This is a genomic window from Micromonospora sp. NPDC049801, assembly GCF_040656575.1.
Taxonomy (GTDB): Bacteria; Actinomycetota; Actinomycetes; order Mycobacteriales; family Micromonosporaceae; genus Micromonospora.
Genome location: NZ_JBFAMS010000002.1, coordinates 41485 through 63729, shown reverse-complemented (window position 1 = coordinate 63729; position 22245 = coordinate 41485). Strand labels below are relative to the sequence as shown.

General features: G+C 72.4%; 21 protein-coding genes. 12 read left to right on the top strand and 9 right to left on the bottom strand.

The window, feature by feature from the left end; all coding sequences use genetic code 11:
* The first annotated feature begins 66 nt into the window (after nt 1–66).
* Nucleotides 67–1035 (top strand): ADP-ribosylglycohydrolase family protein, encoded by a 969-nt coding sequence (locus AB0I89_RS03730; protein ID WP_357119643.1) that lies wholly within the window; start codon nt 67–69, stop codon nt 1033–1035.
* Nucleotides 1036–1131: 96 nt separating this feature from the next.
* Here the strand turns inward: AB0I89_RS03730 and AB0I89_RS03725 are convergent, their stop codons facing one another.
* The gene (locus AB0I89_RS03725) at nt 1132–1992 is read right to left on the bottom strand and encodes a DUF1775 domain-containing protein (RefSeq protein ID WP_357119640.1); all 861 of its coding nucleotides are present in this window, start codon (nt 1990–1992) and stop codon (nt 1132–1134) included.
* Between the two features lie 206 nt (nt 1993–2198).
* Here AB0I89_RS03725 and thrS point away from each other — a divergent pair, with 206 nt between their 5' ends.
* On the top strand, nt 2199–4208 hold the full coding sequence (gene thrS, locus AB0I89_RS03720; protein WP_357119637.1) for a threonine--tRNA ligase: 2010 nt from the start codon (nt 2199–2201) through the stop codon (nt 4206–4208).
* Between the two features lie 127 nt (nt 4209–4335).
* Here the strand turns inward: thrS and AB0I89_RS03715 are convergent, their stop codons facing one another.
* A complete protein-coding gene (locus AB0I89_RS03715) occupies nt 4336–5064 on the bottom strand; it encodes a D-Ala-D-Ala carboxypeptidase family metallohydrolase (protein WP_357119634.1) in 729 nt (242 codons plus the stop codon).
* A 176-nt stretch (nt 5065–5240) separates the two neighbouring features.
* On the opposite strand from AB0I89_RS03715, the gene AB0I89_RS03710 reads away from it, so the two are divergent.
* Entirely contained in the window at nt 5241–5753 is a 513-nt protein-coding gene (locus AB0I89_RS03710) for an HIT domain-containing protein (protein WP_357120750.1), read from the top strand.
* Nucleotides 5754–5787: 34 nt separating this feature from the next.
* Here AB0I89_RS03710 and AB0I89_RS03705 read toward each other — a convergent pair whose 3' ends face one another.
* Nucleotides 5788–6270, bottom strand: coding sequence for a hypothetical protein (locus tag AB0I89_RS03705; protein ID WP_357119630.1), 483 nt, complete (start codon nt 6268–6270; stop codon nt 5788–5790).
* A gap of 97 nt (nt 6271–6367) precedes the next feature.
* Here AB0I89_RS03705 and AB0I89_RS03700 point away from each other — a divergent pair, with 97 nt between their 5' ends.
* Nucleotides 6368–7426: an aldo/keto reductase gene (locus AB0I89_RS03700; RefSeq protein ID WP_357119626.1), complete on the top strand. Its 1059-nt coding sequence runs from the start codon at nt 6368–6370 to the stop codon at nt 7424–7426.
* A gap of 510 nt (nt 7427–7936) precedes the next feature.
* Here AB0I89_RS03700 and AB0I89_RS03695 read toward each other — a convergent pair.
* Nucleotides 7937–10093, bottom strand: a complete 2157-nt coding sequence (locus tag AB0I89_RS03695) for an elongation factor G-like protein EF-G2 (protein WP_357119623.1) — start codon at nt 10091–10093, stop codon at nt 7937–7939.
* A 251-nt stretch (nt 10094–10344) separates the two neighbouring features.
* Here AB0I89_RS03695 and pgsA point away from each other — a divergent pair, with 251 nt between their 5' ends.
* The 7 genes from pgsA (at nt 10345) to AB0I89_RS03660 (ending at nt 16500) form a co-directional block, all read left to right on the top strand.
* Nucleotides 10345–10974 (top strand): phosphatidylinositol phosphate synthase, encoded by a 630-nt coding sequence (pgsA, locus tag AB0I89_RS03690; RefSeq protein WP_355053455.1) that lies wholly within the window; start codon nt 10345–10347, stop codon nt 10972–10974.
* 22 nt (nt 10975–10996) lie between these two features.
* Complete coding sequence (locus AB0I89_RS03685; protein ID WP_357120747.1) at nt 10997–11926, top strand: phosphatidylinositol mannoside acyltransferase; 930 nt, start codon at nt 10997–10999, stop codon at nt 11924–11926.
* A 16-nt stretch (nt 11927–11942) separates the two neighbouring features.
* A complete protein-coding gene (locus tag AB0I89_RS03680) occupies nt 11943–13103 on the top strand; it encodes a glycosyltransferase family 4 protein (protein WP_357119619.1) in 1161 nt (386 codons plus the stop codon).
* An 83-nt stretch (nt 13104–13186) separates the two neighbouring features.
* Complete coding sequence (locus tag AB0I89_RS03675; protein ID WP_357119615.1) at nt 13187–13690, top strand: hypothetical protein; 504 nt, start codon at nt 13187–13189, stop codon at nt 13688–13690.
* A 143-nt stretch (nt 13691–13833) separates the two neighbouring features.
* Complete coding sequence (gene pdxS, locus AB0I89_RS03670; protein WP_357119612.1) at nt 13834–14751, top strand: pyridoxal 5'-phosphate synthase lyase subunit PdxS; 918 nt, start codon at nt 13834–13836, stop codon at nt 14749–14751.
* Nucleotides 14752–14885: 134 nt separating this feature from the next.
* Entirely contained in the window at nt 14886–15488 is a 603-nt protein-coding gene (gene pdxT, locus AB0I89_RS03665; protein WP_357119609.1) for a pyridoxal 5'-phosphate synthase glutaminase subunit PdxT, read from the top strand.
* A 259-nt stretch (nt 15489–15747) separates the two neighbouring features.
* A complete protein-coding gene (locus AB0I89_RS03660; protein ID WP_139587604.1) occupies nt 15748–16500 on the top strand; it encodes a YebC/PmpR family DNA-binding transcriptional regulator in 753 nt (250 codons plus the stop codon).
* Nucleotides 16501–16621: 121 nt separating this feature from the next.
* Here the strand turns inward: AB0I89_RS03660 and AB0I89_RS03655 are convergent, their stop codons facing one another.
* A complete protein-coding gene (locus tag AB0I89_RS03655; protein WP_357119605.1) occupies nt 16622–17638 on the bottom strand; it encodes a helix-turn-helix domain-containing protein in 1017 nt (338 codons plus the stop codon).
* 252 nt (nt 17639–17890) lie between these two features.
* Here AB0I89_RS03655 and AB0I89_RS03650 point away from each other — a divergent pair, with 252 nt between their 5' ends.
* The gene (locus AB0I89_RS03650) at nt 17891–18931 is read left to right on the top strand and encodes a peptidoglycan-binding protein (protein ID WP_357119602.1); all 1041 of its coding nucleotides are present in this window, start codon (nt 17891–17893) and stop codon (nt 18929–18931) included.
* Nucleotides 18932–19024: 93 nt separating this feature from the next.
* Here the strand turns inward: AB0I89_RS03650 and AB0I89_RS03645 are convergent, their stop codons facing one another.
* The 4 genes from AB0I89_RS03645 to AB0I89_RS03630 form a co-directional block, all read right to left on the bottom strand.
* On the bottom strand, nt 19025–19972 hold the full coding sequence (locus tag AB0I89_RS03645) for a permease prefix domain 1-containing protein (protein WP_357119599.1): 948 nt from the start codon (nt 19970–19972) through the stop codon (nt 19025–19027).
* Nucleotides 19969–20310, bottom strand: a complete 342-nt coding sequence (locus tag AB0I89_RS03640; protein ID WP_110564981.1) for a PadR family transcriptional regulator — start codon at nt 20308–20310, stop codon at nt 19969–19971. The genes AB0I89_RS03645 and AB0I89_RS03640 overlap by 4 nt, the downstream gene beginning before the upstream one ends.
* 131 nt (nt 20311–20441) lie before the next feature.
* Complete coding sequence (locus AB0I89_RS03635; protein WP_357119596.1) at nt 20442–21461, bottom strand: RNA polymerase sigma factor; 1020 nt, start codon at nt 21459–21461, stop codon at nt 20442–20444.
* 78 nt (nt 21462–21539) lie between these two features.
* Complete coding sequence (locus tag AB0I89_RS03630) at nt 21540–22160, bottom strand: L-threonylcarbamoyladenylate synthase (RefSeq protein ID WP_357119594.1); 621 nt, start codon at nt 22158–22160, stop codon at nt 21540–21542.
* Between the last annotated feature and the right edge of the window lie 85 nt (nt 22161–22245).

The window sequence follows — 22245 nt, the reverse complement described above, 5'->3', positions numbered from 1 at the left end:
CGGTACTTGGCCTGGCAAGTTGATCGCGTTGCGACGTACCCGGGAAGCGGGCAAGCTGGTACGACGATGTCCTTCACCCTGTTCGCCGACGCTCGGCTGGCGCTCGCCCGGGACAGTCTCGCCGGCCTCTCCACCGGTGACGCGCTCGGCGAGCGGTACGCCCCGCCGGCCACGGCCGTCGTTCCCGGCGACGACGTGCCCGGCGCGTGGGCCGGCCCGTCGGGCGTGGCCGATCCCGGCGCGGGCAGCCTGCCACCGGCACCGTGGTCCTGGACCGACGACACCGAGATGGCCTGCTCGGTCGTCGCCGAACTGGCCGCGGCGGGCGCCATCGACCGGGACCGGCTGGCGCTGGCGTTCGCCGAGCGCTGCGACGCGCGACGCGGCTACGGCGCGGGCGCGATGCTGACCCTACGGCTGATCCGCAGCGGCACCCCGTGGCCGGTGGCCGCCGCGTCCGCCTTCGACGGGCAGGGCTCCTGCGGCAACGGGGCAGCCATGCGGGTGGGTCCGCTGGGCGCGTACTTCGCCGACTCCACGGCCCGCGCGGCCGCGCAGGCCCGCGCCTCGGCCGAGGTGACCCACGCGCACCCCGAGGGGATCGCCGGCGCGGTCGCCGTGGCGGTGGCCGCCGCGCTCGCCGCCCGGGCCCGCCTCGACGGCCACCGACCGGCCCCGGCCCGGCTCCTCGCCGGGGTCGCCGCCGTGGTCGACGCGGGCACCCAGGTGCACCGTGGCGTACACACCGCCATCGGGCTGCTCGGCCGCCCGCTGTCCCGCGTGGTGGCCGCGCTCGGCAACGGCGCCCGGGTGACCGCCCAGGACACCGTCGCGTTCACGCTCTGGGTTGCCGCGACACACCTCGACGACTACCCGACGGCGATCCGGACCTGCGTACGCGCCGGCGGCGACGTGGACACCACGGCCGCCATCGCGGGGGCGGTGGTGGCGGCGTACACCGGGGTCGGCACCCCGGGCGGCGTCCCCGACGCGTGGCTGGCCGCCCGCGAGCCGCTACCCGCCTGGCTGCCCTGACGGCCCTGGTCCGCCCCAGGCTTGATCGACTCGGGCTCCCGGACATTGGGCTGTCCGCGCGGCTCGGATGGCGCGGTTTGCAGGAACCCGGGTGGATCAACGGGAGGCGGACACCGGCTCGTCCGCGCGGCCGGTGATCTCGGCGAGGGAAGGTGGCTCGTCGGCGCTGCCGGTCGCCTCGGCGAGCGCGGCGGCCTGGACCGGGTCGCGCCGCCGCCAACGACTGATCACCCAGCCGATCGCCGCGCCGCCGCCCAGCCCGGCCAGCAGTCCGGCGGCCAGCATTCCGTCGGCGTTGCCGGAATCCTCGTCGCCCTCCCGGCCGACCGGTGCGGGATTCACACCGCTGTCCCCGGCGGCGGGTCCGCCGGCCGCCGGCGCGCCGTGGCCGCCGTGCGCGGCCGGTCCGGCGGCGCCCGGGACCGCCGGCAGCAGCGTCAGCACCGGCGCGCGGTGGTCGCCGCCGGCATCCGCCCACCGGACGACCGTGCCGTCGGCGTACGTCTGGACGACCTCGAACGTGAGCCGCTCGGCCTGCGGCAACGGGCCCATGGACAGGGCCAGTTTGGCCGGGCCGGTCGCTCCCTGGCCGACGCGGACCCACGTCACCGCCGTGGTCACGGTGCTCACCCCGGAGGAGTGGATGCCCGCGACCGGCTTGTCCAGGGTCTTGGAGTCGATCCTGGGCGCCCAGCCGTCGACCGACATCGGGTAGACCTCGGCCACCGGCGCGTCGGCCGGCAACCGGATCTCGACCTGCTTGGTCGTCGTGCCGGCGCGCTCCTCGGGCACGCTGAACTCCAGCCGTACGGCGTCGCCCTGCCGCGCCTCCGTCGGGGTGGTCGTCACGTCCGCGGCCTGCGCCGCCGCAGCGGGCCAGAGCAGCAGCCCGACCGCGGTCAGCGCGGTCACCGCCACGATCCGCCGCGGACGGCCACCGCCGTGCGTGCTCGCCATCTCGTGCCCCCATCCCTCTCGGCGCGACCGGCACCGGTTTCCGGCCACACCACGTAGTTCGGATTCGAGACGCGAAAGGTTCAACGCCGACCGTTAGGAAGGGCACCTTGCTCTACCGGAGGCGTTACTAAAGTGCCCTTCCTTACCCGATAGCATCGGCAGGAGCCGACTGCCGGCACCGTTTCGTACTGCTTGGAGGAATCACCGTGTCCGCACCCCGTACCCCCGCCGTGGCCGACCCCGTCGTCGTCGCCGCCGGGACGACGGCGGCCGACGCGGTGGCCGCGGCCGGACTGCCCGCGAACGGCCCCAAGGCGATCGTCGTGGTCCGCGACCCGCAGGGCCAGCTCCGCGACCTGGACTGGTCACCGGCCGAGGAGACCGTCGTCGAGCCGGTCAGCCTGGACTCGCCGGACGGGCTGAACGTGCTGCGGCACTCCACCGCGCACGTGCTCGCGCAGGCCGTGCAGGACGTCTTCCCCGAGGCCAAGCTGGGCATCGGGCCGCCCATCGAGAACGGCTTCTACTACGACTTCGACGTCGACAAGCCGTTCCAGCCCGATGACCTCAGCAAGCTCGAGAAGCGCATGCAGGAGATCATCAAGTCCGGGCAGCGGTTCCGTCGCCGCCGCTTCGGCAGCCTCGACGAGGCGCGCGCCGAGCTGGCCGACGAGCCGTTCAAGCTGGAGTTGATCGAGGTCAAGGGCGAGGGCCTGGACACCGACGAGGTGATGGAGGTCGGCGGCGGCGAGCTGACGATCTACGACAACCTCGACGCCAAGGAGGACAAGGTCTGCTGGTCGGACCTGTGCCGGGGCCCGCACCTGCCGACCACCCGACTGATCGGCGCGTTCAAGCTGATGCGCTCGGCCGCCGCGTACTGGCGCGGGTCGGAGAAGAACCCCCAACTGCAGCGGGTGTACGGCACCGCGTGGCCGACCCGGGACGAGCTGAAGGCGTACCTGAAGCTGTTGGAGGAGGCCGCCCGGCGCGACCACCGCAAGCTCGGCGCGGACCTGGACCTGTTCAGCTTCCCCGACGAGATCGGCTCGGGCCTCGCGGTCTTCCACCCCAAGGGCGGCATCATCCGCCGCGAGATGGAGCAGTACTCGCGGCGGCGGCACGAGGAGGCGGGGTACGAGTTCGTCAACACCCCGCACATCACCAAGGCGCAGCTCTTCCAGACCTCCGGTCACCTGCCGTACTACGCGGACACCATGTTCCCGCCCATGCAGCTCGAGGGCGCGGACTACTACCTCAAGGCGATGAACTGCCCGATGCACAACCTGATCTTCAGGGCGCGCGGGCGGTCGTACCGGGAGCTGCCGCTGCGGATGTTCGAGTTCGGCACGGTCTACCGGTACGAGAAGTCCGGCGTCGTGCACGGCCTCACCCGGGTCCGGGGCCTAACCCAGGACGATTCGCACATCTACTGCACCCGCGAGCAGATGGCCGGCGAGCTGACCACGCTGCTCAGCTTCGTGCTGGACCTGCTGCGCGACTACGGCCTGGACGACTTCTACCTGGAGCTGTCGACCCGGGACGACTCGCCCAAGTTCATCGGGGCCGAGGAAGACTGGGCCGAGGCCACCGAGGCGCTGCGGACCGCCGCCGAGACCTCCGGCCTCGACCTGGTGCCCGACCCGGGTGGCGCGGCGTTCTACGGGCCGAAGATCTCCGTGCAGGCCCGCGACGCGATCGGCCGGACCTGGCAGCTGTCCACCCTCCAGGTCGACTTCAACCAGCCGGAGCGGTTCGGGTTGGAGTACCAGGCCGCCGACGGCACCCGGCAGCGGCCCGTGATGATCCACCGGGCGCTGTTCGGGTCGATCGAGCGGTTCTTCGGGGTGCTCACCGAGCACTACGCTGGCGCGTTCCCGGCCTGGCTGGCTCCGGTGCAGGTGGTGGGCATCCCGATCCGCGAGGACCACACCGACTACCTGCACGGCTTCGTCGCGGCGCTGCGCGCCGAGGGCATCCGGGCCCAGGTGGACGCGGGTGACGACCGGATGCAGAAGAAGATCCGTACGGCGCAGCAGCAGAAGATCCCGTTCATGGTGATCGCCGGTGACGACGACGTGGCCGCCGGTACGGTCTCCTTCCGCTACCGCGACGGCTCGCAGCGCAACGGCGTGCCGATCGCCGAGGCGGTGACCCACATCCTGGACGTGGTCAGCTCCCGCACCAACATCGGCCCGTCCGCCGCCGCGGAGTAGCGCCCGCTTGTCGCACGCCGCGCGTCATGATCGTGCTCGATCCAGGATGTAGTGGCCTCCCGCGCCAGGGAGGCCACTACATCCATGGTCGAGCGCGATCTTCAGCCGGGAGGCGGGCTTCCCGTCGTCAGATGCCGCAGTTCGGCGCTGACCAGCCGCCGACCGCCGCCACGTGGGTGTGGTCGTTGTGGTCCGGGTAGCCGGGGCCGAGGATCTGGCCGAAGCCGTGGTAGCGGGCCTGCTGGGCGAGCCGGCAGAACGAGGGTGAGCCGACCAGGTCGACCGCGTCGCCGTACAGGTGCCGGCTGTTCGACGCCCCGCCGACCGCGCTGTTGCAGGCGTAGCTGCGGAAGCTGCTGCTGATCGCGATGGGTACGTCGCCGAGGGCGTGCCGCAGCGCCTGGAGCTTCCACATCGAGACGAGCGCGTTGGCGCGGGCGGTGCTGGCCGAGACCGCGCCGCCGGACCAGGTGCTGTTGCAGTTGTTCAGCTCGGCATAGCTGAAGTTGGCGGGTGTGCAGTCGTCGTCCTGGAGCGCGTAGAGCCGGTTGAAGGTCTGCGGGCCGGCGATCCCGTCCGCGCCCAGCCCGTACGCCTGCTGGAAGCGGATCACCGCCGATCGCGTGGCCGGGCCGAACGCGCCGTCGATGGTGAGCACGGCGGCGTAACCGGGGTAGCCGGCGACGCGGATCTGCAGTTGCCGGACGTCCTCGCCGGACATCCCCTGGGACAGCGTGCGACCCCAGGTGTAGCAGCCGTCGGCGTGCGCGGCGCTGGAGGTGAGGGTGACCCCGGGAACCGTGGTGACGGCGGCCAGCGCGAGCGCCGCGAGGATTCTGCCGAGCTGACGGATCATGAAGCTCACCTTCCATCGATCTAATGAAATGGATGAATGGAAGTTTCACGGCTGAGTCTCGACTCCGTCAAGAAGTTGCAGCAGCGAGTTTCCGGTCACGGGTGTCGCGGCCCGCCGGCCCGGCTCCGTAGGATCGGCTCGTGACAGGGGCGGAGCGACACACGGAAAGCGGCGGCATGGCGGACGGCCTGGAACGGCTCTGGACGCCGCACCGGATGACCTACATCTCGGGTGAGGACCGCCCCGCCGAGGGCTACGAGAAGCCGACCGGCTGCCCGTTCTGTCTCGCCCCCGGGCTGCCCGCCGAGGAGAGCCTCGTGGTGGCCCGGGGCGAGCACGTCTTCGTCGTGCTCAACCTCTACCCGTACAACCCGGGACACCTGCTGGTCTGCCCGTACCGGCACGTCGCCGACTACACCGACCTCGACGAGGCGGAGACCGTCGAGCTGGCGTCCCACACGCAGACCGCGATGCGGGTGATCCGCAAGGTGAGCAACGCGCACGGCTTCAACCTCGGCATGAACCAGGGCGGCGTCGCCGGCGCCGGCATCGCCGCCCACCTGCACCAGCACGTGGTGCCGCGTTGGGGCGGCGACGCGAACTTCATGCCGGTGATCGGCCGCACCAAGGTGCTGCCGCAGTTGCTGCACGACACCCGCGACCTGTTCGCCCGCGCCTGGCCGTCCTGACCGCGCCGCCCACGCGGCGTCCGCGCCGGTCCGGCTAGTCGGCGCGCAGCAGCGGCAGCAGCTCCGGCCAGCTCTCCACCCGGTGTACGAGCGGCAGCAGCGCGGCGTACTCGGCTACCTGCGCCGGGCGGGGCCGGAACAGGAACCGGTACGGCACCGAATCGAGGTAGCCGAGCACCTCGAGCTTGTCGTCCACGAAGTGGGTCAGGCCGAGCCGCCGGGCAATCGGCGCCTTGGCCGGACGGGTCCGGCAGAAGTGCATCCGCTCGACCGGGATCCCGGTGCGGGCCGTGAAGTCGTGGTGCGCCAACCACTGGAGGGTCCGCCGCTCGGTGGACTCGCCGCACTTGGAGACCAGGTGCACCTCGTCGAACGCCGGCCCGAGCGCCGCGAGCGCGTCGAACGCGCCGTCGACCATGGGCGTACGCAGGTAGTGCGCGCCGAAGAAGGAGGTGTCGGCGTCGTCGTCGGCCGGCTCGATGAGCACCCCGCCGATGTCCACGCCCAGTCGTCGCATGGCGACGATCATGCCGTACGCCGTCGGCGCAGGCGTACCGCGTTTCCGCGTCCGTGGTTGCTACACCCCGGCCCGTGGAAGGTGGCACGATCGGCCGATGGCAGTCACGACACGGATGTTGGGGCGCAGCGGCATCGAGGTCAGCGCCCTCGGCATGGGGTGCTGGGCGATCGCCGGCCCCTGGGCGGAGGGCAGCCAGCCGCTGGGCTGGGGCGCGGTCGACGACGACGAATCGGTGCGGGCCGTACGCCGCGCGCTCGAGCTGGGCGTGACCCTCTTCGACACCGCCGACACGTACGGCGCGGGGCACGGCGAGCGGGTGCTGGGCCGGGCGCTCGCCGGCCACCGGGACGACGCCGTGATCGCCACCAAGTGGGGTTACACGTTCGACGAGGCGACCCGGCAGGCCACCGGCGAGGACGCGTCACCGGCGTACCTGCGGCGGGCCGTTATCGCCTCGCTGCGCCGGTTGGGCACCGACCGGATCGACCTCTACCAGCTCCACCTGGCCGACCTGCCCGTGCACCGGGCGGAGGCGTTGTTCGCCGCCTGCGAGGACCTCGTCGCCGAGGGCCTGATCCGGGCGTACGGGTGGAGCACCGACCGCGCCGACCGGGCCGCCGCGCTCGGGCCGGCCGCCCCGGGCGCCGCCGCCGTGCAGCACGCCCTGTCGGTGCTGCGCGACGCCCCCGAGGTGCTCGCCGTCTGCGACAAGTACGACCTGGCCAGCATCGACCAGGGGCCCCTCGGGATGGGACTGCTCACCGGCAAGTACACCGCCACGTCCACGCTGCCCCGCGACGACGTACGCGGGTTGACGCCGGGCTGGCTGGAGTGGTTCCGCGGCGGCCGGCCGGCGCCGGAGTGGCTGCGCCGGGTCGGAGCGGTCCGTGCCGCGCTGACCGCCGACGGTCGTACCCTCGCCCAGGGCGCGTTGGGCTGGATCTGGGCCCGCAGCGGGCGGGCCATCCCGATCCCGGGTTGCCGTACCGTCGCCCAGGTCGAAGAGAACGCGGCGGCACTGCACCGCGGCCCGCTACCGGCGGAGCAGTTCGTCGAGGTGGAACGCCAACTCGCCGCCCTGCGCACCGCCGCCCTCCGCGACGCCGACCGCCCCCACTGGCCCCGCCCCACCCACCCCCAGACCCACCCCTGACCCACCCACCGAGCCCAGAGCGCACACCTGCCCAGCCTTCGCGGCGTGCCGCCACGTGCCGCCATGTGCCGCCGCCTGCGGCGTCGTGACGGCCCGCGCCGGCCTGGTCTGGTCCTGTACTGGTCGGGTCTGGTGCCGGCCTGGCTCTGTGTTGGCCTGGCCCTGTGCTGGTGTCGTCCTGTCGAGCTGCCCCGAATATGGGACAACCGAACAGCTCCTCGGCCCACCGCGGCCCACCCGCCATGTGCGCGCGGATGCGCGCGTCTTTGGCCGCCCTCCTCGGCTGCGATGCCCCGAATATGGGGCAGCTCGACAGGACGCGAACACCTAGGGCGCCCCTCCGCCCGGGCCCGCGGCCGCGCAGCAGTCAGGGACGGCCCGTGGCCGCGCAGCAGTCAGGGACGGCCCGTGGCCGCGCAGCAGTCAGGGACGGCCCGCGGCCGCGCAGCCGTCAGGGACGGAGCGCGGGCGATCGGGCCAGCCGAAACGCGGGTCGGCGGGAGCGGAGTGTTACGGGGTTTGCTCCTTGCGGGTCTGGTCGGCCAGGTGGGTGGGCATCGGGTCGTGGCGGACGAAGTGGCGGCGGAAGGTGCCGGTGCCACCGGTCATCGAACGCAGCTCGACGGCGTAGCGCAGCAGTTCCAGGGCCGGCACCTCGGCGCGGACCAGGGTGCGGCCGTCGGCGTCCGGGTCCGGCTCGGTGCCGAGCACCCGGCCGCGCCGGCCGGACAGGTCGCCCAGCACAGCGCCCACCGAGCCGTCCGGCACCCGGATGGTCACCTCGTCGATGGGCTCCAGGAGGGCCGGCTGGCCGCGCTCGGCCGCGTCGCGCAGCGCCAGCGCTCCGGCGGTCTGGAAGGCCGCGTCGGAGGAGTCGACGCTGTGCGCCTTGCCGTCGACCAGGGTGACCCGCAGGTCGACCACCGGGTGGCCGGCGACCAGTCCGCGTTCCAGCTGGGCGCGGACGCCCTTCTCCACCGACGGGATGTAGTTGTGCGGGACGGCGCCGCCGACGACCCGGTCGACGAACTCGAAGCCGGCGCCCCGGGGTAGTGGCTCGACCTCGATGTCGCAGACCGCGTACTGGCCGTGGCCGCCGGACTGCTTGACGTGCCGGCCGTGCCCCCGTGCCGGGGCGGTCAGCGTCTCGCGCAGCGACACCCGCACCGGTTCGGTGTCCAGCTCGACGCCCCCGGAGCGCAGCCGGTCCAGCAGGACGTCCGCGTGCGCCTCGCCCATGCACCAGAGCACCAGTTGGTGGGTCTCCGGGTTGCGGTCCAGCCGCAGGGTGGGGTCGCCGGCGACCAGCCGGGCCAGGTTGCGGGCGAGGGCGTCCTCGTCGGCACGGCTGCGGGCGACGATCGCCACCGGCAGCAGCGGCTCCGGCATCTCCCACGGCGCGATCAGCAGCGGGTCGTCCTTGGCCGACACGGTGTCGCCGGTCTCCGCGCTGGGCGACTTGGTGATCGCGCAGATGTCGCCGGCGACGCAGTGCGGCACCTCGCGCAGGGTGGCGCCCAGCGGGGTGTAGAGGTGCCCGACCCGCTCGTCGGCGTCGTGGTCGGGGTGCCCGCGCTCGGCCATGCCGTGCCCGCAGACGTGCACCGTGTCGTCGGGACGCAGCGTGCCGGAGAAGACCCGCACCAGCGAGACGCGGCCGACGTGCCGGTCGACGGTGGTCTTGACGACCTCGGCCACGAGCGGGCCGTCCGGATCGCAGGTCAGCGGCGGGCGGGGCGAGCCGTCCACCCCGGTGACCGCCGGCAGCTCGTGCTCCAACGGTGACGGGAACGCCGCGGTCAGCACCTCCAGCAGCGCGTCCAGGCCGACGCCGGTCTCGGCGCAGACCGGCACCGCCGGATAGAAGTGGCCCCGCGCGACCGCCTTCTCCAGGTCGTCGACGAGCACCTCGGTGCTGATCTCCTCGCCGTCGAGGTAGCGGTCCATGAGGGTCTCGTCCTCGCTCTCGGCGATGATCCCCTCGATCAGCTCGTCGCGGGACTCGTCGATGGCCCGCTGGTGCTCCGGGTCCGGGTCGCGGACGTCCGCGGGCAGCCCGGCGGTGTAGTCGAAGACCCGGCAAGTGATCAGCCCGAGCAGACCCTCGGTGGAGACCCCGTCGTCGCCGAGCATCGGCAGGTAGAGCGGCATCACGTTGTCGCCGAAGACCCGCTGGCAGAGCGCGACCGTCTCATCGAAGTCGGCGCGGGGCGCGTCCAGGCGGGTCACCGCGACGGCGCGCGGCATGTCGACCGCCGCGCACTCCTCCCACAGGGCGACGGTGGCCGCGTCCATGCCGCCGGCGGCGGAGACCACGAACAGCGCGGCGTCGGCGGCCCGCAGACCGGCCCGCAGCTCGCCCACGAAGTCGGCGTACCCGGGCGTGTCCAGCAGGTTGACCTTGATGCCGTCGTGCAGCAGGGGCGCGCACGACAGGCTCACCGAGCGCTGCTGGCGTACCGCCGCGGGGTCGTGGTCGCCCACGGTCGTGCCGTCGACGACGCTGCCGGCCCGGCCGATCGTGCCGGTCGCGGCGAGCAGGGCCTCGACGAGCGTGGTCTTGCCCGCGCCGGAGTGCCCGACGAGCGCCACGTTGCGAACCCGCGCGGGTTCGGTCACCACCGGCGTGCCGCCGGCGGCCCCCTTGTCCTGATGTTTCTGCGCCATGGGGCGCACCTCCCTCAGCCGGTGGTGGGTGGCGACCGCCGCGCGAGGTGGAAGCGGCCCGGGGCGAGTGCGCGGCGATATCCTCCGGTGGTCTGCTGCCCGGTGAGAACTCAACGGGTGGACGGGTGAGCTGGCTCACCTCCCGGCTCGATCTCACACCCGTTGCCGGACACGCACAAGCCTGCCCCGGGCGGGTCGTCCGGACCGGCGTTATGGCCGGAGCTGCGCGGACCGTTATCGTGGGGACCGCCATGGCGAAGATCTTCCAAGTGTCGGCCCGCGCGGGGATGACCCGCGTCGTCGAGCCGATTGCCCGCGCCCTGCTGCGCGCGGGCGTCACCCCTAATGTCGTCACCGTCGCGGGCACCGTTGGTGTGCTCGTCGGCGCGCTCGGCTTCGGTGCCCGCGGCCATCTGGTCGCGGGCGCGTTGATCGTGACTCTGTTCGCGTTGACCGACCTGCTCGACGGGACGATGGCCCGGATGAGCGGCGGCTCCACCCGGTTCGGCGCGTTCCTCGACTCAAGCATGGACCGGGTCGCCGACAGCGCCGTCTTCGGCGCGGTGGCGTACTGGCTGGCCACCCGGGGCGACCACTCGGGCGTCGCCGCCGCGCTGCTCTGCCTGGCCGCCGGCGGGCTCGTCTCGTACGTGAAGGCCCGTGCCGAAGGGCTGGGCATGACCTGCAACGTGGGCATCGCCGAGCGCACCGAGCGACTGCTGATCGTCGGTGTCGGTGGGATCCTCACCGGCGTGGGCGTGAAGCCCGCGTTGGAGATCGCGCTCTGGCTGCTGGCCGCCATCTCGATCTTCACGGTGGGGCAGCGGATGGCGCACGTCTACCGCCAGGCCCAGCAGCTCCAGCCGGATGGCCAGGCGTGAGCGCGACCGGCGGCCGGGCCGCGTGAACCTCACCGAGCTGGGCTACCTCGCCGGCTGGCGGCTGGTCCGCGCGCTGCCCCGGTCGCTGGCGGCGGCGGCCTTCGCGGCGGGCGCGGACCGCGCGTACCGCCGGGGCGGCGGGGGTACGGCCCGACTGCGCGCCAACCTGCGCCGGGTGGTCGGCCCGGAGGTGCCCGAGGCCGAGCTGGACGATCTCGTGCGGCGTGGCATGCGCTCGTACGCCCGGTACTGGATGGAGGCGTTCCGCCTGCCGTCGTTGAGCCGGGCGCAGATCCTGTCCGGCTTCCGGCTCGACGGCGCGGAGCTGCTGGCCGCCGACGTCGCCGCCGGCCGGGGCGCGGTGGTGGCGCTGCCGCACGCCGGCAACTGGGACGCGGCGGGCGCCTGGGTGGCGGCCACCGGCTGGCCGATCAGCACGGTCATGGAACGGCTCAAGCCGGAGGGCGTGTACAAGCGGTTCCTGGCGTTCCGCGGGAAGCTGGGCATGGAGATCCTGCCCACCCACGGCGGCCCGCGTCCGGCGTTCGACGTGCTGCTGGACCGGCTGCGCTCAGGCGCGGTCGTGCCGCTGCTGGCCGACCGGGACCTGTCGGCCCGTGGCGTCGAGGTGGACTTCTTCGGCGCGAAGACGCGCATGCCCGCCGGCCCCGCGCTGCTCGCGATACACACCGGTGCGCCGCTCTACGTGGCCTCGATGTGGTACGAGCAGGACCGGGCGTGCGCGTCGCTCGCCGGCCCGCTGCCGGTGCCCGGCCCGGAGGCGGGGCCACTGGACGCGCGGGTCCGGTCGCTGACCCAGATGATCGCCGACCGTCTGGCGACGGGCATCGCCCGGCATCCGCAAGACTGGCACATGTTGCAGCGGATGTGGCTGGACCAGCGCGGCGCGGGGGGCACGGACCTGCCGGCGTCGACCTCGGGTCGGTCCTGAAGGGGGTGGCTGACGCATGCGGATCGGTATCGTCTGCCCGTACTCCTTCGACGTCCCCGGCGGCGTGCAGAACCACGTCGTGGACCTCGCCGAGACGCTGATCACCCTCGGGCACGAGGTCAGCGTGCTCGCGCCGGCCGACGAGGACGCCGACCTGCCGGGGTACGTGGTGTCCGCCGGTCGGGCGGTGCCGCTGCCGTACAACGGGTCGGTGGCCCGGATCGCGTTCGGCCCGGTCTCCACGGCCCGCGTCCGGCGTTGGCTCACCAACGGTGACTTCGACGTGCTGCACGTACACGAGCCGCTGACGTTGAGCCTGTCGCTGCTGGCGGTGCTGTCGGCGCGCGGGCCGGTGGTGGCCACCTTCCACACGGCGATGACCCGCTCGCGGGTGCTGGCGGCCGCCCAGGGCGTGCTGCAGATCGTGTTGGAGCGGATCACCGCCCGGATCGCGGTGAGCGCGCTGGCCCGCAAGGTGCAGGTCGAGCACATGGACGGCGGCGCGGTGGAGATCCCCAACGGGGTGGCGGTGGCGAAGTTCGCCGACGCCGAGCCGCTGCCGGAGTGGCCGGGGGAGTGTGGGCCGGGCACCGGCGGCACGCTGGGCTTCCTGGGGCGGTTCACGGAGGCGCGCAAGGGCTTCCCGGTGCTGCGGGACGCCTTCGTGGCGCTGGCGGCGACCCGTCCGGGCCTGCGGCTGCTGGTCGCCGGCCCGGGTGACCCGGACGACCTGTACGACCAGTTCCCGGCCGAGCTGCGGGATCGGGTGACGTTCCTCGGTCTGGTCTCCGAGCCGGACAAGGCGCGGATGCTGCGCAGCGTGCACCTGTACGTGGCGCCGAACACCGGCGGCGAGTCGTTCGGCATGATCCTTACCGAGGCGTTGGCCGCCGGCACCACGGTCGTGGCGAGCGACCTGGACGCGTTCCGGCGGGTGCTCGACGGTGGGCGGGCGGGGCGGTTGTTCCCGACCGGCGACGCGGTCGGGCTGCGGGACGCGCTGTCCGAGTTGCTCGACGATCCGGGAGCACGGGCCGCGCTGACGGCCTGCGGTGATCAGGTGGTGGCGAATTTCGACTGGCCCATGGTTGCCCGCCGTGTTCTGGAGGTATACGCAGCGGCGATCGAGGCGACCGACGGGCGGGTCATCGACCAGGAATGGGTGGGGCTGGGCTGAGCCGGAGTGACCGATGGTGCGCCTGGTGACGCCGGTGACGAGCGGCGACGCGCGCGATGGAGGAGAAACGGAGCAGCACTACGATGCCGCACATGTGGTGGGTGGTGGCCGCGAGTGTGCTCGTGGGGGTGCTTGCGGCGTACCTCATCTGGACCGCCGGCCGGGTCGAGCGGCTGCAGGCCCGCGCGGAGCTTGCGGCGCGGGCCCTCGACGCCCACCTGTTGCGTCGGGCGGCGGCCGCCGCGGTGCTGGCCGAGCGGCGGTTCGGCGTCGAGCTGTACGCGGCGGCCCGGATCGCGCTCGACGCCGTGCCGGACGAGCGGGAGGCGGCGGAGAACGACCTGACCCGGCAGCTACGCACGGTGCGGTTGGACCCGGCCGACGCGGACTGCACGGCGGTCATCGCGGCGAGCCGCCGGCTCGCGTTGTCCCGGCAGGTACACACCGACCTGGTCCGCGACGCCCGGTCGGCGCGTAGCCGTCCGCTGGTGCGGCTGTTGCGGATGGGGCGGGGTCGTCAGTGGCCGCGCTACTTCGACATCGACGATCCGACGCTCGTCGTGCCGGCGGACGTGCCGGCGGGCTGACCAGGTCGGCAGCGGTGCCGGCGGACCGTGAGCGGGGCCACAGAGCAGGCCACCGGGGGCCTGATTGGCTGTCGAAGCGGCGTTGCGCCGTGCGTAGCATTTTCGCTGCCACCGCCCGCCGCACGTTCTAGGAGCGCCGATCCGTGTCCGACACCACCGCCTCGACCACCGGTACCGCCCCCGTCGTCGGCACGGCCCGCGTGAAGCGGGGCATGGCCGAGATGCTCAAGGGCGGCGTGATCATGGATGTCGTCAACGCCGAGCAGGCCAAGATCGCCGAGGACGCCGGCGCGGTCGCGGTGATGGCGTTGGAGCGGGTGCCCGCCGACATCCGCGCGCAGGGCGGGGTGTCCCGGATGAGCGACCCCGACATGATCGACGGCATCATCTCCGCCGTGTCGATCCCGGTGATGGCCAAGGCCCGCATCGGGCACTTCGTCGAGGCGCAGATCCTCCAGTCGCTGGGCGTGGACTACGTCGACGAGTCCGAGGTGCTGACCCCGGCCGACTACGCGAACCACATCGACAAGTGGGCGTTCACGGTGCCCTTCGTCTGCGGCGCGACCAACCTGGGCGAGGCGCTGCGCCGGATCACCGAGGGCGCGGCCATGATCCGCTCCAAGGGCGAGGCCGGCACCGGTGACGTCTCGAACGCCACCACCCACATGCGGAAGATCCGCCAGGAGATCCGCCGGCTGTCGTCGCTGCCGGCCGACGAGCTGTACGTGGCGGCCAAGGAGTTGCAGGCCCCGTACGAGCTGGTCAAGGAGGTCGCCGAGAGCGGCAAGCTGCCGGTCGTGCTGTTCACCGCCGGCGGGATCGCCACCCCGGCCGACGCCGCGATGATGATGCAGCTCGGCGCGGAGGGCGTGTTCGTCGGCTCCGGCATCTTCAAGGCCGGTAACCCGGCGCAGCGGGCCGCCGCGATCGTCAAGGCCACCACCTTCCACGATGACCCGGACGTGCTGGCGAAGGTCTCACGTGGTCTGGGTGAGGCGATGGTCGGCATCAACGTTGACGAGATTCCCCAGCCGCACCGCCTGGCCGAGCGCGGCTGGTGAGCAAAACGCGGCTGGTGTGCAAAACGCGGCTGGTGTGCAAAACGCGGCTGGTGTGCAAGGAAGGGCACCTTGTTAACGCCTGACGTATAGGAAGGGCACCTTCCTAACGCGGGATCGAGAGGAACGGTGCAAACGTGGCGACACCAGCGATCGGTGTCCTCGCCCTGCAGGGTGACGTCCGCGAGCATGTGGCGGCACTGACCGCGGCGGGTGCGGACGCCCGTCCGGTCCGCCGGCCGGGCGAGCTGGACGCGGTGGACGGTCTGGTGATCCCCGGCGGCGAGTCCACCACCATCAGCAAGCTCGTCGACATCTTCGAGATGCGCGAGCCGATCGACAAGCGGATCGCTGACGGCATGCCCGTCTACGGCTCCTGCGCCGGCATGATCATGTTGGCCACCGAGGTGCTGGACGGCCGCGCCGACCAGCGCGGTTTCGCCGGCATCGACATGACGGTACGGCGTAACGCGTTCGGGCGGCAGGTTGACTCGTTCGAGGCACCGGTGGAGATCACCGGCGTGCCGGGCGACCCCTTCCACGCGGTGTTCATCCGCGCGCCGTGGGTCGAGCGGGTCGGCCCGGCCGTCGAGGTGATCGGCACGGTGAGCGGCGGCCCGGCCGCCGAGCGGATTGTGGCGGTCCGGCAGGGCAACCTGCTGGCCACCTCCTTCCACCCCGAGCTGACGGGCGACCTGCGCCTGCACGCGTACTTCGTCGAGCTGGCACGGACCGCCTGAGCGGCCGACACCGCCGCGCGGGCATGGATCGGGCCCCCGGGCCGTTGGTCTGATGGCCCCCCGACGCCGCGCCGCTGCCCCGGGCGGGTCCCGGGTGTGACATGGCGGGGCGTGACCTCGGTAAGATTGCCGCGGTTCGGCAGGGCCGTCGCCCGGCGCGGCACTTCCCGCGGGGCCGACCGGCCGCCGGACCGCCGGATGCGGCGCGGAATCGGTGCGGCAGTCGACGCAGGCGTGCAATGACAGACGGAGGTAGAAGATGTCCGGCCACTCAAAGTGGGCGACCACCAAGCACAAGAAGGCCGTCATCGACGCCAAGCGCGGCAAGATGTTCGCCAAGCTGATCAAGAACGTCGAGGTGGCCGCCCGGACCGGCGGCGGCGACCCGTCCGGTAACCCGACGCTGTTCGACGCCATCCAGAAGGCGAAGAAGAGCTCGGTTCCCAACGACAACATCGACCGCGCCGTCAAGCGCGGCTCCGGCCTGGAAGCCGGCGGCGCCGACTGGCAGACCATCATGTACGAGGGGTACGGCCCGAACGGCGTGGCGATGCTGATCGAGTGCCTCACCGACAACCGCAACCGGGCGGCCACCGAGGTGCGCACCGCGCTGACCCGCAACGGCGGCTCGCTCGCCGACGCCGGCTCGGTGTCGTACATGTTCTCCCGCAAGGGCGTGGTGATCGTGCCCAAGGAGGGCACCAGCGAGGACGACGTCATGATGGCCGTCCTCGACGCCGGCGCGGAGGAGGTCAACGACCTCGGTGAGGCGTTCGAGGTGGTCTCCGAGCCGACCGACCTGATCCCGGTGCGGACGGCGTTGCAGGACGCCGGCATCGAGTACGAGTCGGCCGAGTCCTCCCTGATCCCCAGCATGAACGTCCCGCTGGACGAAGAGGGCGCCCGCAAGATCTTCAAGCTGATCGACGTCCTGGAGGACTGCGACGACGTGCAGAACGTCTACGCCAACTTCGACGTCTCCGACGACGTGATGGCGGCCGTCGACGCCTGAGGTCCGGCCCGGCCCTTGATCGACTCGACTTCATGAAAAGCGGGGTGTCCGCCGCGTGCGGACACCCCGCTTTCCGTGAACCGGAGTCGATCAAGCACCAAGCGTCCCGCCCACGCTGGCGTCAGCCCTCCGCCACCAGATCGATCAGGAACACCTGGTCGGGTTGGCCTGTGCACGGCTCGGCGGCGGCCTCGGCCGGTACCTCCGTGTCGTCGTCGCGGATGCCCACGCACAGGTCACCGCCCGCCGGTCGCAGGCGGTACGCGTTCGGTGCCGACCCGGTCGGTTCGAAGCGGAACAGTTGGTCCCAGGAGTCGGTGCGGCACTCGTGCTGAGGCTCGATGAGGTTCTGCCCGGGATCCTCGCGGCGCACCGTGAGGCAGCCGATCCCCTTGACCGGGTGCTCCCACCTGACGAAGTACATGCCGTCGGTCACCGGCACCAGGTAGGTCTCCGGCGGTGTGGCGCCCACGCAGGGGCGCTGGACCGCCACCTCGTTCTCGTATCGGGCGCTGCGATCGCGACCCTCGCTGATACAGAGCTGCGGGTCACGGGCGGGATGAATCCGGCTCCGACCGCTGGCCGGCGATCCCTGGCCGGTGCCGGACGCCGTTCCGTTGGCCGAGGCGCTGCCGGTCGGCGACGCGCCGACAGCGGTACGGTCCGACGTCCTGGGCCCGTCGTCGTCCGGCCACCAGAACCAGACGCCGAGACCGACCAGCAGGGTGGCCACGACGAGCAGCGCCAGCGGCCCGGGTCGGGTGAACAAGCCCGATCGCGTCTCGTCCGGGCCGACGGTCAGCACGTCGTCCGCGCGCGCTCCGAACGACGCTTCCACGGGCGGCTCGGCAGAGGCGTACGCGCCCGCGGCCAATCTGTCCCGCGCCCGCAGCCACTCGTCGACCTCGTCAGCGGCGCCGCAGGCGCGCACGAAGGCCGCCAGAACCTCGGGTCGCGGCAGTGTCGACCGGCGCAGGACGTCGGCGGCGGTGCTGCGGGCCAGCACGTCGCCCGCCGCGACCGCGCGCTGTTCCAGTTGCCGGAACGTCAGCCGTGACCGGTCCTTGAGCTGGCGCAGCAGGTCGACGAACTCGGCCGGGTCTGCCGCAGCACGCGGTCGGAGGTCCCCCGTGGTCATCGCCTGATTCTGCTGACCCCGCACGCCTTCGGGCAAGTCGTCGCGGGGTCTGTCCGAGATGGTCGGACACAACCCGGACAGACGGCTCTGAGCTGCGCGGACACCGCATTACCCTGACCAGGGCATTGTCCGCCACGACGCGACTATCTAGCGTTTTCGACGATGACCGCGACGCTCTGCGTCGTGCGAGCCGTCGGGTGGGACCGGGGATCGGTCCAAGCCCGGCCACATCAACGACACGGGGGAGATCCGATGATTGACGCTGTCCGGGATCCGGTGCCGCAGGCGGCCACGGCGGGGGAGTACCTGGTGTCACTTCGGAACGTGCGGAGGCGTTCCGGCCTGACGTACCGGGAGATCTCCCGTCGGGCCTCGGCGGCCGGGCACTGGCTCCCGCCGAGCACACTCGCCACCATGCTGGGGCGGAACACGCTGCCCCGGGAACGGACCGTCGTGGCGTTGCTCGCCGCGTGCGGCACGTCCGCGGCCGAGATCGAACGGTGGCTCGACCTACGCCGTGACATCGAAGCGCAGCTCGGCGAGCCGATGCGCCCCACCGGCCAACCGGCGCCCGACGAGCCGGCATACCCGGCGCCGCTGCCTTCCGCTCCGGTGTCCGCCGAGGCGGCCGGTCCCCGCCGGTCCACCGACCGACCACGGCCGGCGCGTCGCCGGCTGTCACTGGGCGCGCTGGCGCTGGTGGGCGCGCTGATCGTGGGCGCGCTGCTGCCCGGCGGCGACGGAATGATCCCCAGGTCGAGCGGCGCCGAATCGAGCGGCGCGTGCCCCGTCGTCCTCCGCCAGGGCATGTACGGCCCCTGCGTGCTGGATGTCCAGGAGCGGCTGGTGGCGGGTGGGTTGGGCGTACCCGTCGACGGGTGGTTCGGACCCGACACCACCAGCCGGGTGATCGCCTTTCAGGCGCTGGCCGCCCTGGAGGTCAGCGGCACGGTGGACGGGCAGGTGCTCGACGCGCTCCAGGACGGTCCGGTGTCGCCTGTCCGGTGGACGGAGAACCGGATCAGCAAGTACCTCCGGGCGAGGTTCCCGGAAGACCCGTCCGAGGCCGTGTGGCTGGCGCGGTGTCTGTCCGGGCTGGATCCGCTACGGGTGGAGGTGACCACCGACGGGTCGCGGCGCTGGGGCCTGTTCCAGTTCAGCGACATGGAGCTGTCACGGCTCGGTGTTGACCGCCGGACCGCGCTGGATCCTGGTTGGAACATCAGTGCGGCGCGCGACGTCTGGTCGCGTACCGGCGACTTCCGCCACTGGCGGTGTCTCCCGTCGTCCTGAGCGGGCGTCGCCGATGCCGTACGGGCAGGCGGGCTCGCGCAGAACGCCGGCCCGGCGCGGACATCCGCGCCGGGCCGCCGTCCCGGGTGCCGCTCAGGTGGTCCGGCGGCGGGTCTTCAGTGCGGTGTCGATCAGTTCCCACACCGCGATCCCGGCGGTGCTCAGCGCGATGATGACCGCGAGGATCTCGCGATTGTCGGCGACCGCCAGCCAGTCGAGCCGCTCACCGAGGGCCGGATTGAGCAGCCGGTCGGAGAGCGCCAGCCACACCACCGGCACCGTGAACGCCAGGTTGAGCAGCGCCTTGGTCGCGAAGAGCCGCCAGCTCCAGCGCCCGATCCGGTACTTGACGATCTCGAACACCACGTCGAGGACCAGCACGCCGATCAGCGCCGGCAGCCAGAACGACCAGAGAGCCGGGTCGAGGAGCGGGATGTTGTCGCCGTCGGTGTCGCGCACCCAGGACTGGTAGTGCTGCCACGGCAGGTAGCCGATGAACACCACCAGCATCGTCACCGTCGCGATGGTGTCGACGAGCGAGATGTCCCGGTGCGCGGGGACGTCGGGGAGTTGGTCGACGGTCCAGTCGGGCAGGTCGACGGTGGGCTGCGACCGCTCGATGAGGACGAACGTCAGGGTGAGCCAGAAGCAGATGTGCACCGCCACGTGCAGGGCGACGACGAGGCCCGGGCCGATGGCGCCGAAGCCCTTGCCCTCGACGACCGCGACGATCGCGACGACCGTGCCGGCGAGCGCCGGGATGAAGCTGAGCAGCAGCTTCAGCAGCCGCAGCCAGATCAGGTAGTAGGTCGGGCCGAGGAGTTGGAGCCGGCGGTCGGCGTAGCGGGCGGCCAACCGGTCGGGGTTGCCCAACTCGGTGAGCACCTCCCGCTCGGCGGCTGCCGCGTTCGCGCCGCCGCCCGTCCGGTCCTCGATCATGTCCTCGATGGAGGCGCGCAGCTCGGTGGCGATCTCGTCGCGGCGCGGGGCGGGCACCGAGCGCAGGGTGGCGGCGAGGTAGCGATCGGTCAGGGTGTTCATCGGTCGACTCCTTGGATCAGCCCGGTGATGGAGGTCTGTACGGCGGCGAGGTCGTCCAGGAGCCGGCTCAGCATCGACTCGCCCTCGTCGCTGGTCCGGTAGAACTTGCGCGGCCGGCTCTCCTCGGTGTTCCACTCGCTGGTCAGCAGGCCCTGGTCCTCCAGGCGGCGCAGCAGCGGGTAGAGCGTGTTGGCGTCCACCGGGAAGCCGTGGTCGGTGAGCCGTTGCAGCAGTGCGTAGCCGTAGTCCGGTCGCCGGAGCGCGACCAGGCTGGCCACCACGACGGTGCCTCGACGCAACTCCTGCAGATGCGTCCGTAGAACGTCCTCGCTAACCATGTGTCACACCATACTGTGTGCCACACAGTGTTGTCTACTGAGACATCATCGTGTGTGCCAAGCCCCGCTCGGGCCGCTGGGACGTGCGGGGCGCCCGGTCGACACCGACGCCCCGCCACGTGGTCACACACTCAGCAGGACGCGCCCTGGCGGAAGTTCCGCTCGACGAAGCTGGCCGGGCCGACCTGGAAGTAGCCGACGTCCACCGTGACGAGCCCGGGCCCGATGCCCTGGATCCGCAGCACCGCACCGGTGGCGAAGCAGAGCGATCGCAGCAGCTCGATCTCGGTCTCGGCGAGTGGCAGGTCGTAGCGGACCGCGCCCTGGCAGGCCGGTGTCGCGGTGGTCGACGGGGGAGTCGTTCGGGGCGTACCCCTTGGTGTGGGTGGTGCGGGCGGACGCCCGCTGGTCGGCGGCGGTCGGGACGGCGACGCGGTGGGCGCGGGGGCTCGCGGAGATCGCCGGGGGTGCCGGCGTCGAACGGGTCGGGCCGGGCGGCTGGACGGGCGGCGGCGAGACGGCGTCGGCGCCGCAGGCGGCGACCCCCACGGTGGCCGCGAGGACGACGGTGAGCCGGCGGAACGATGACGGGATCGTCCGGCGCCGAGCCGTTGCCGGACCTGCCGCCGGGCCAGGTGCAACCGGGACTTCACCGTGCCCACCGGAAGGTCGAGCAGGGTGGCGATCTCGGGGTAGCTCAGCCCGAGCACGTCGCGCAGGGCCACCACCTCGGCGTGGTCGGGGTGGACCGAGTCGAACGCGTCGAGCAGATCGAGGCGGGTGCCCGCGACCACGCTGGTCCGCCGCGGATCGGCCTGATCGGGCACCGGAACACCGCCGGCCTCCAGTCGACAGCGGCGACGCAACCTGCGGTACGTGGAGCGGACCCGATTGGCGGCCAGCCGGTGCAGCCAGGTACGGAACGAGGAGCGACCCTCGAACCGGGTGATGCCGCCGGCCAGCGCCAGGAGCGTGGTCCTGGCAGGCTTCCTCGGCGTCCTGGCGGTTGGGCAGGAATCGGGCGCACAGCCGCAGCGCCTCCGGACGCACCGCGACCAGCAGAGCGTCCAGCGCCGCCGGGTCGCCCTGCGCGGCGGAACGGGCCAGGGCGTCGAGGTCAGCGGGGTCGGGGATGCCGGCCGGGTGTCCAATGCTCGCCGGTGGCCGATCCTCAAGCGTGCGGCCGTCGGCGCTGGTCCGTCCTCGTCCGGTCCGGCACCCGACCCGGGCTACTCGAAGCGGGACACGTCCCCGGCGCCCCGGCGCAGGATCTCCGGCTCCGGCCCGGACAGGTCGATCACCGTCGTCGGCTCCATGCCGCACTCGCCGGCGTCCAGCACCGCGTCGAGCTGGTGGTCGAGCTGTTCCTTGATTTCCCACCCCTGGGTCATCGGCTCGTCCTCGCCGGGCAGCGTCAGGGTGCTGGACACCAGCGGTTCGCCCAGCTCGGCGAGCAGCGCCTGGGTCACCGTGTGCCGGGGCACCCGCACGCCGACGGTCCGCTTCTTCGGGTGCAGCATCCGGCGGGGCACCTCCTTGGTGGCCGGCAGGATGAACGTGTAGCTGCCCGGCGTGGACGCCTTCACCAGGCGGAACACCGCATTGCTGATCTGGACGAACTGGCCGAGCTGCGCGAAGTCCCGGCAGACCAGGGTGAAGTGGTGCCGCTCGTCGAGATGGCGGATCGCGCGGATCCGGTCCAACCCGTCCCGGTTGCCCAGTTGGCAGCCGAGCGCGTAGCAGGAGTCCGTCGGGTAGGCGATCAGGCCGCCGCCGCGGACCAGGTCGGCAACCTGCCCGATCACGCGGGGCTGCGGGTTTTCCGGGTGTACGTCGTAGTACCTCGCCATCCGTCGAGCCTAGGCCTGTCGGGTGCGAACAGGAGACGCGGACCACCCTCGGCGCGGACGGTGGAGCCGCCGAGATCACCTCGGT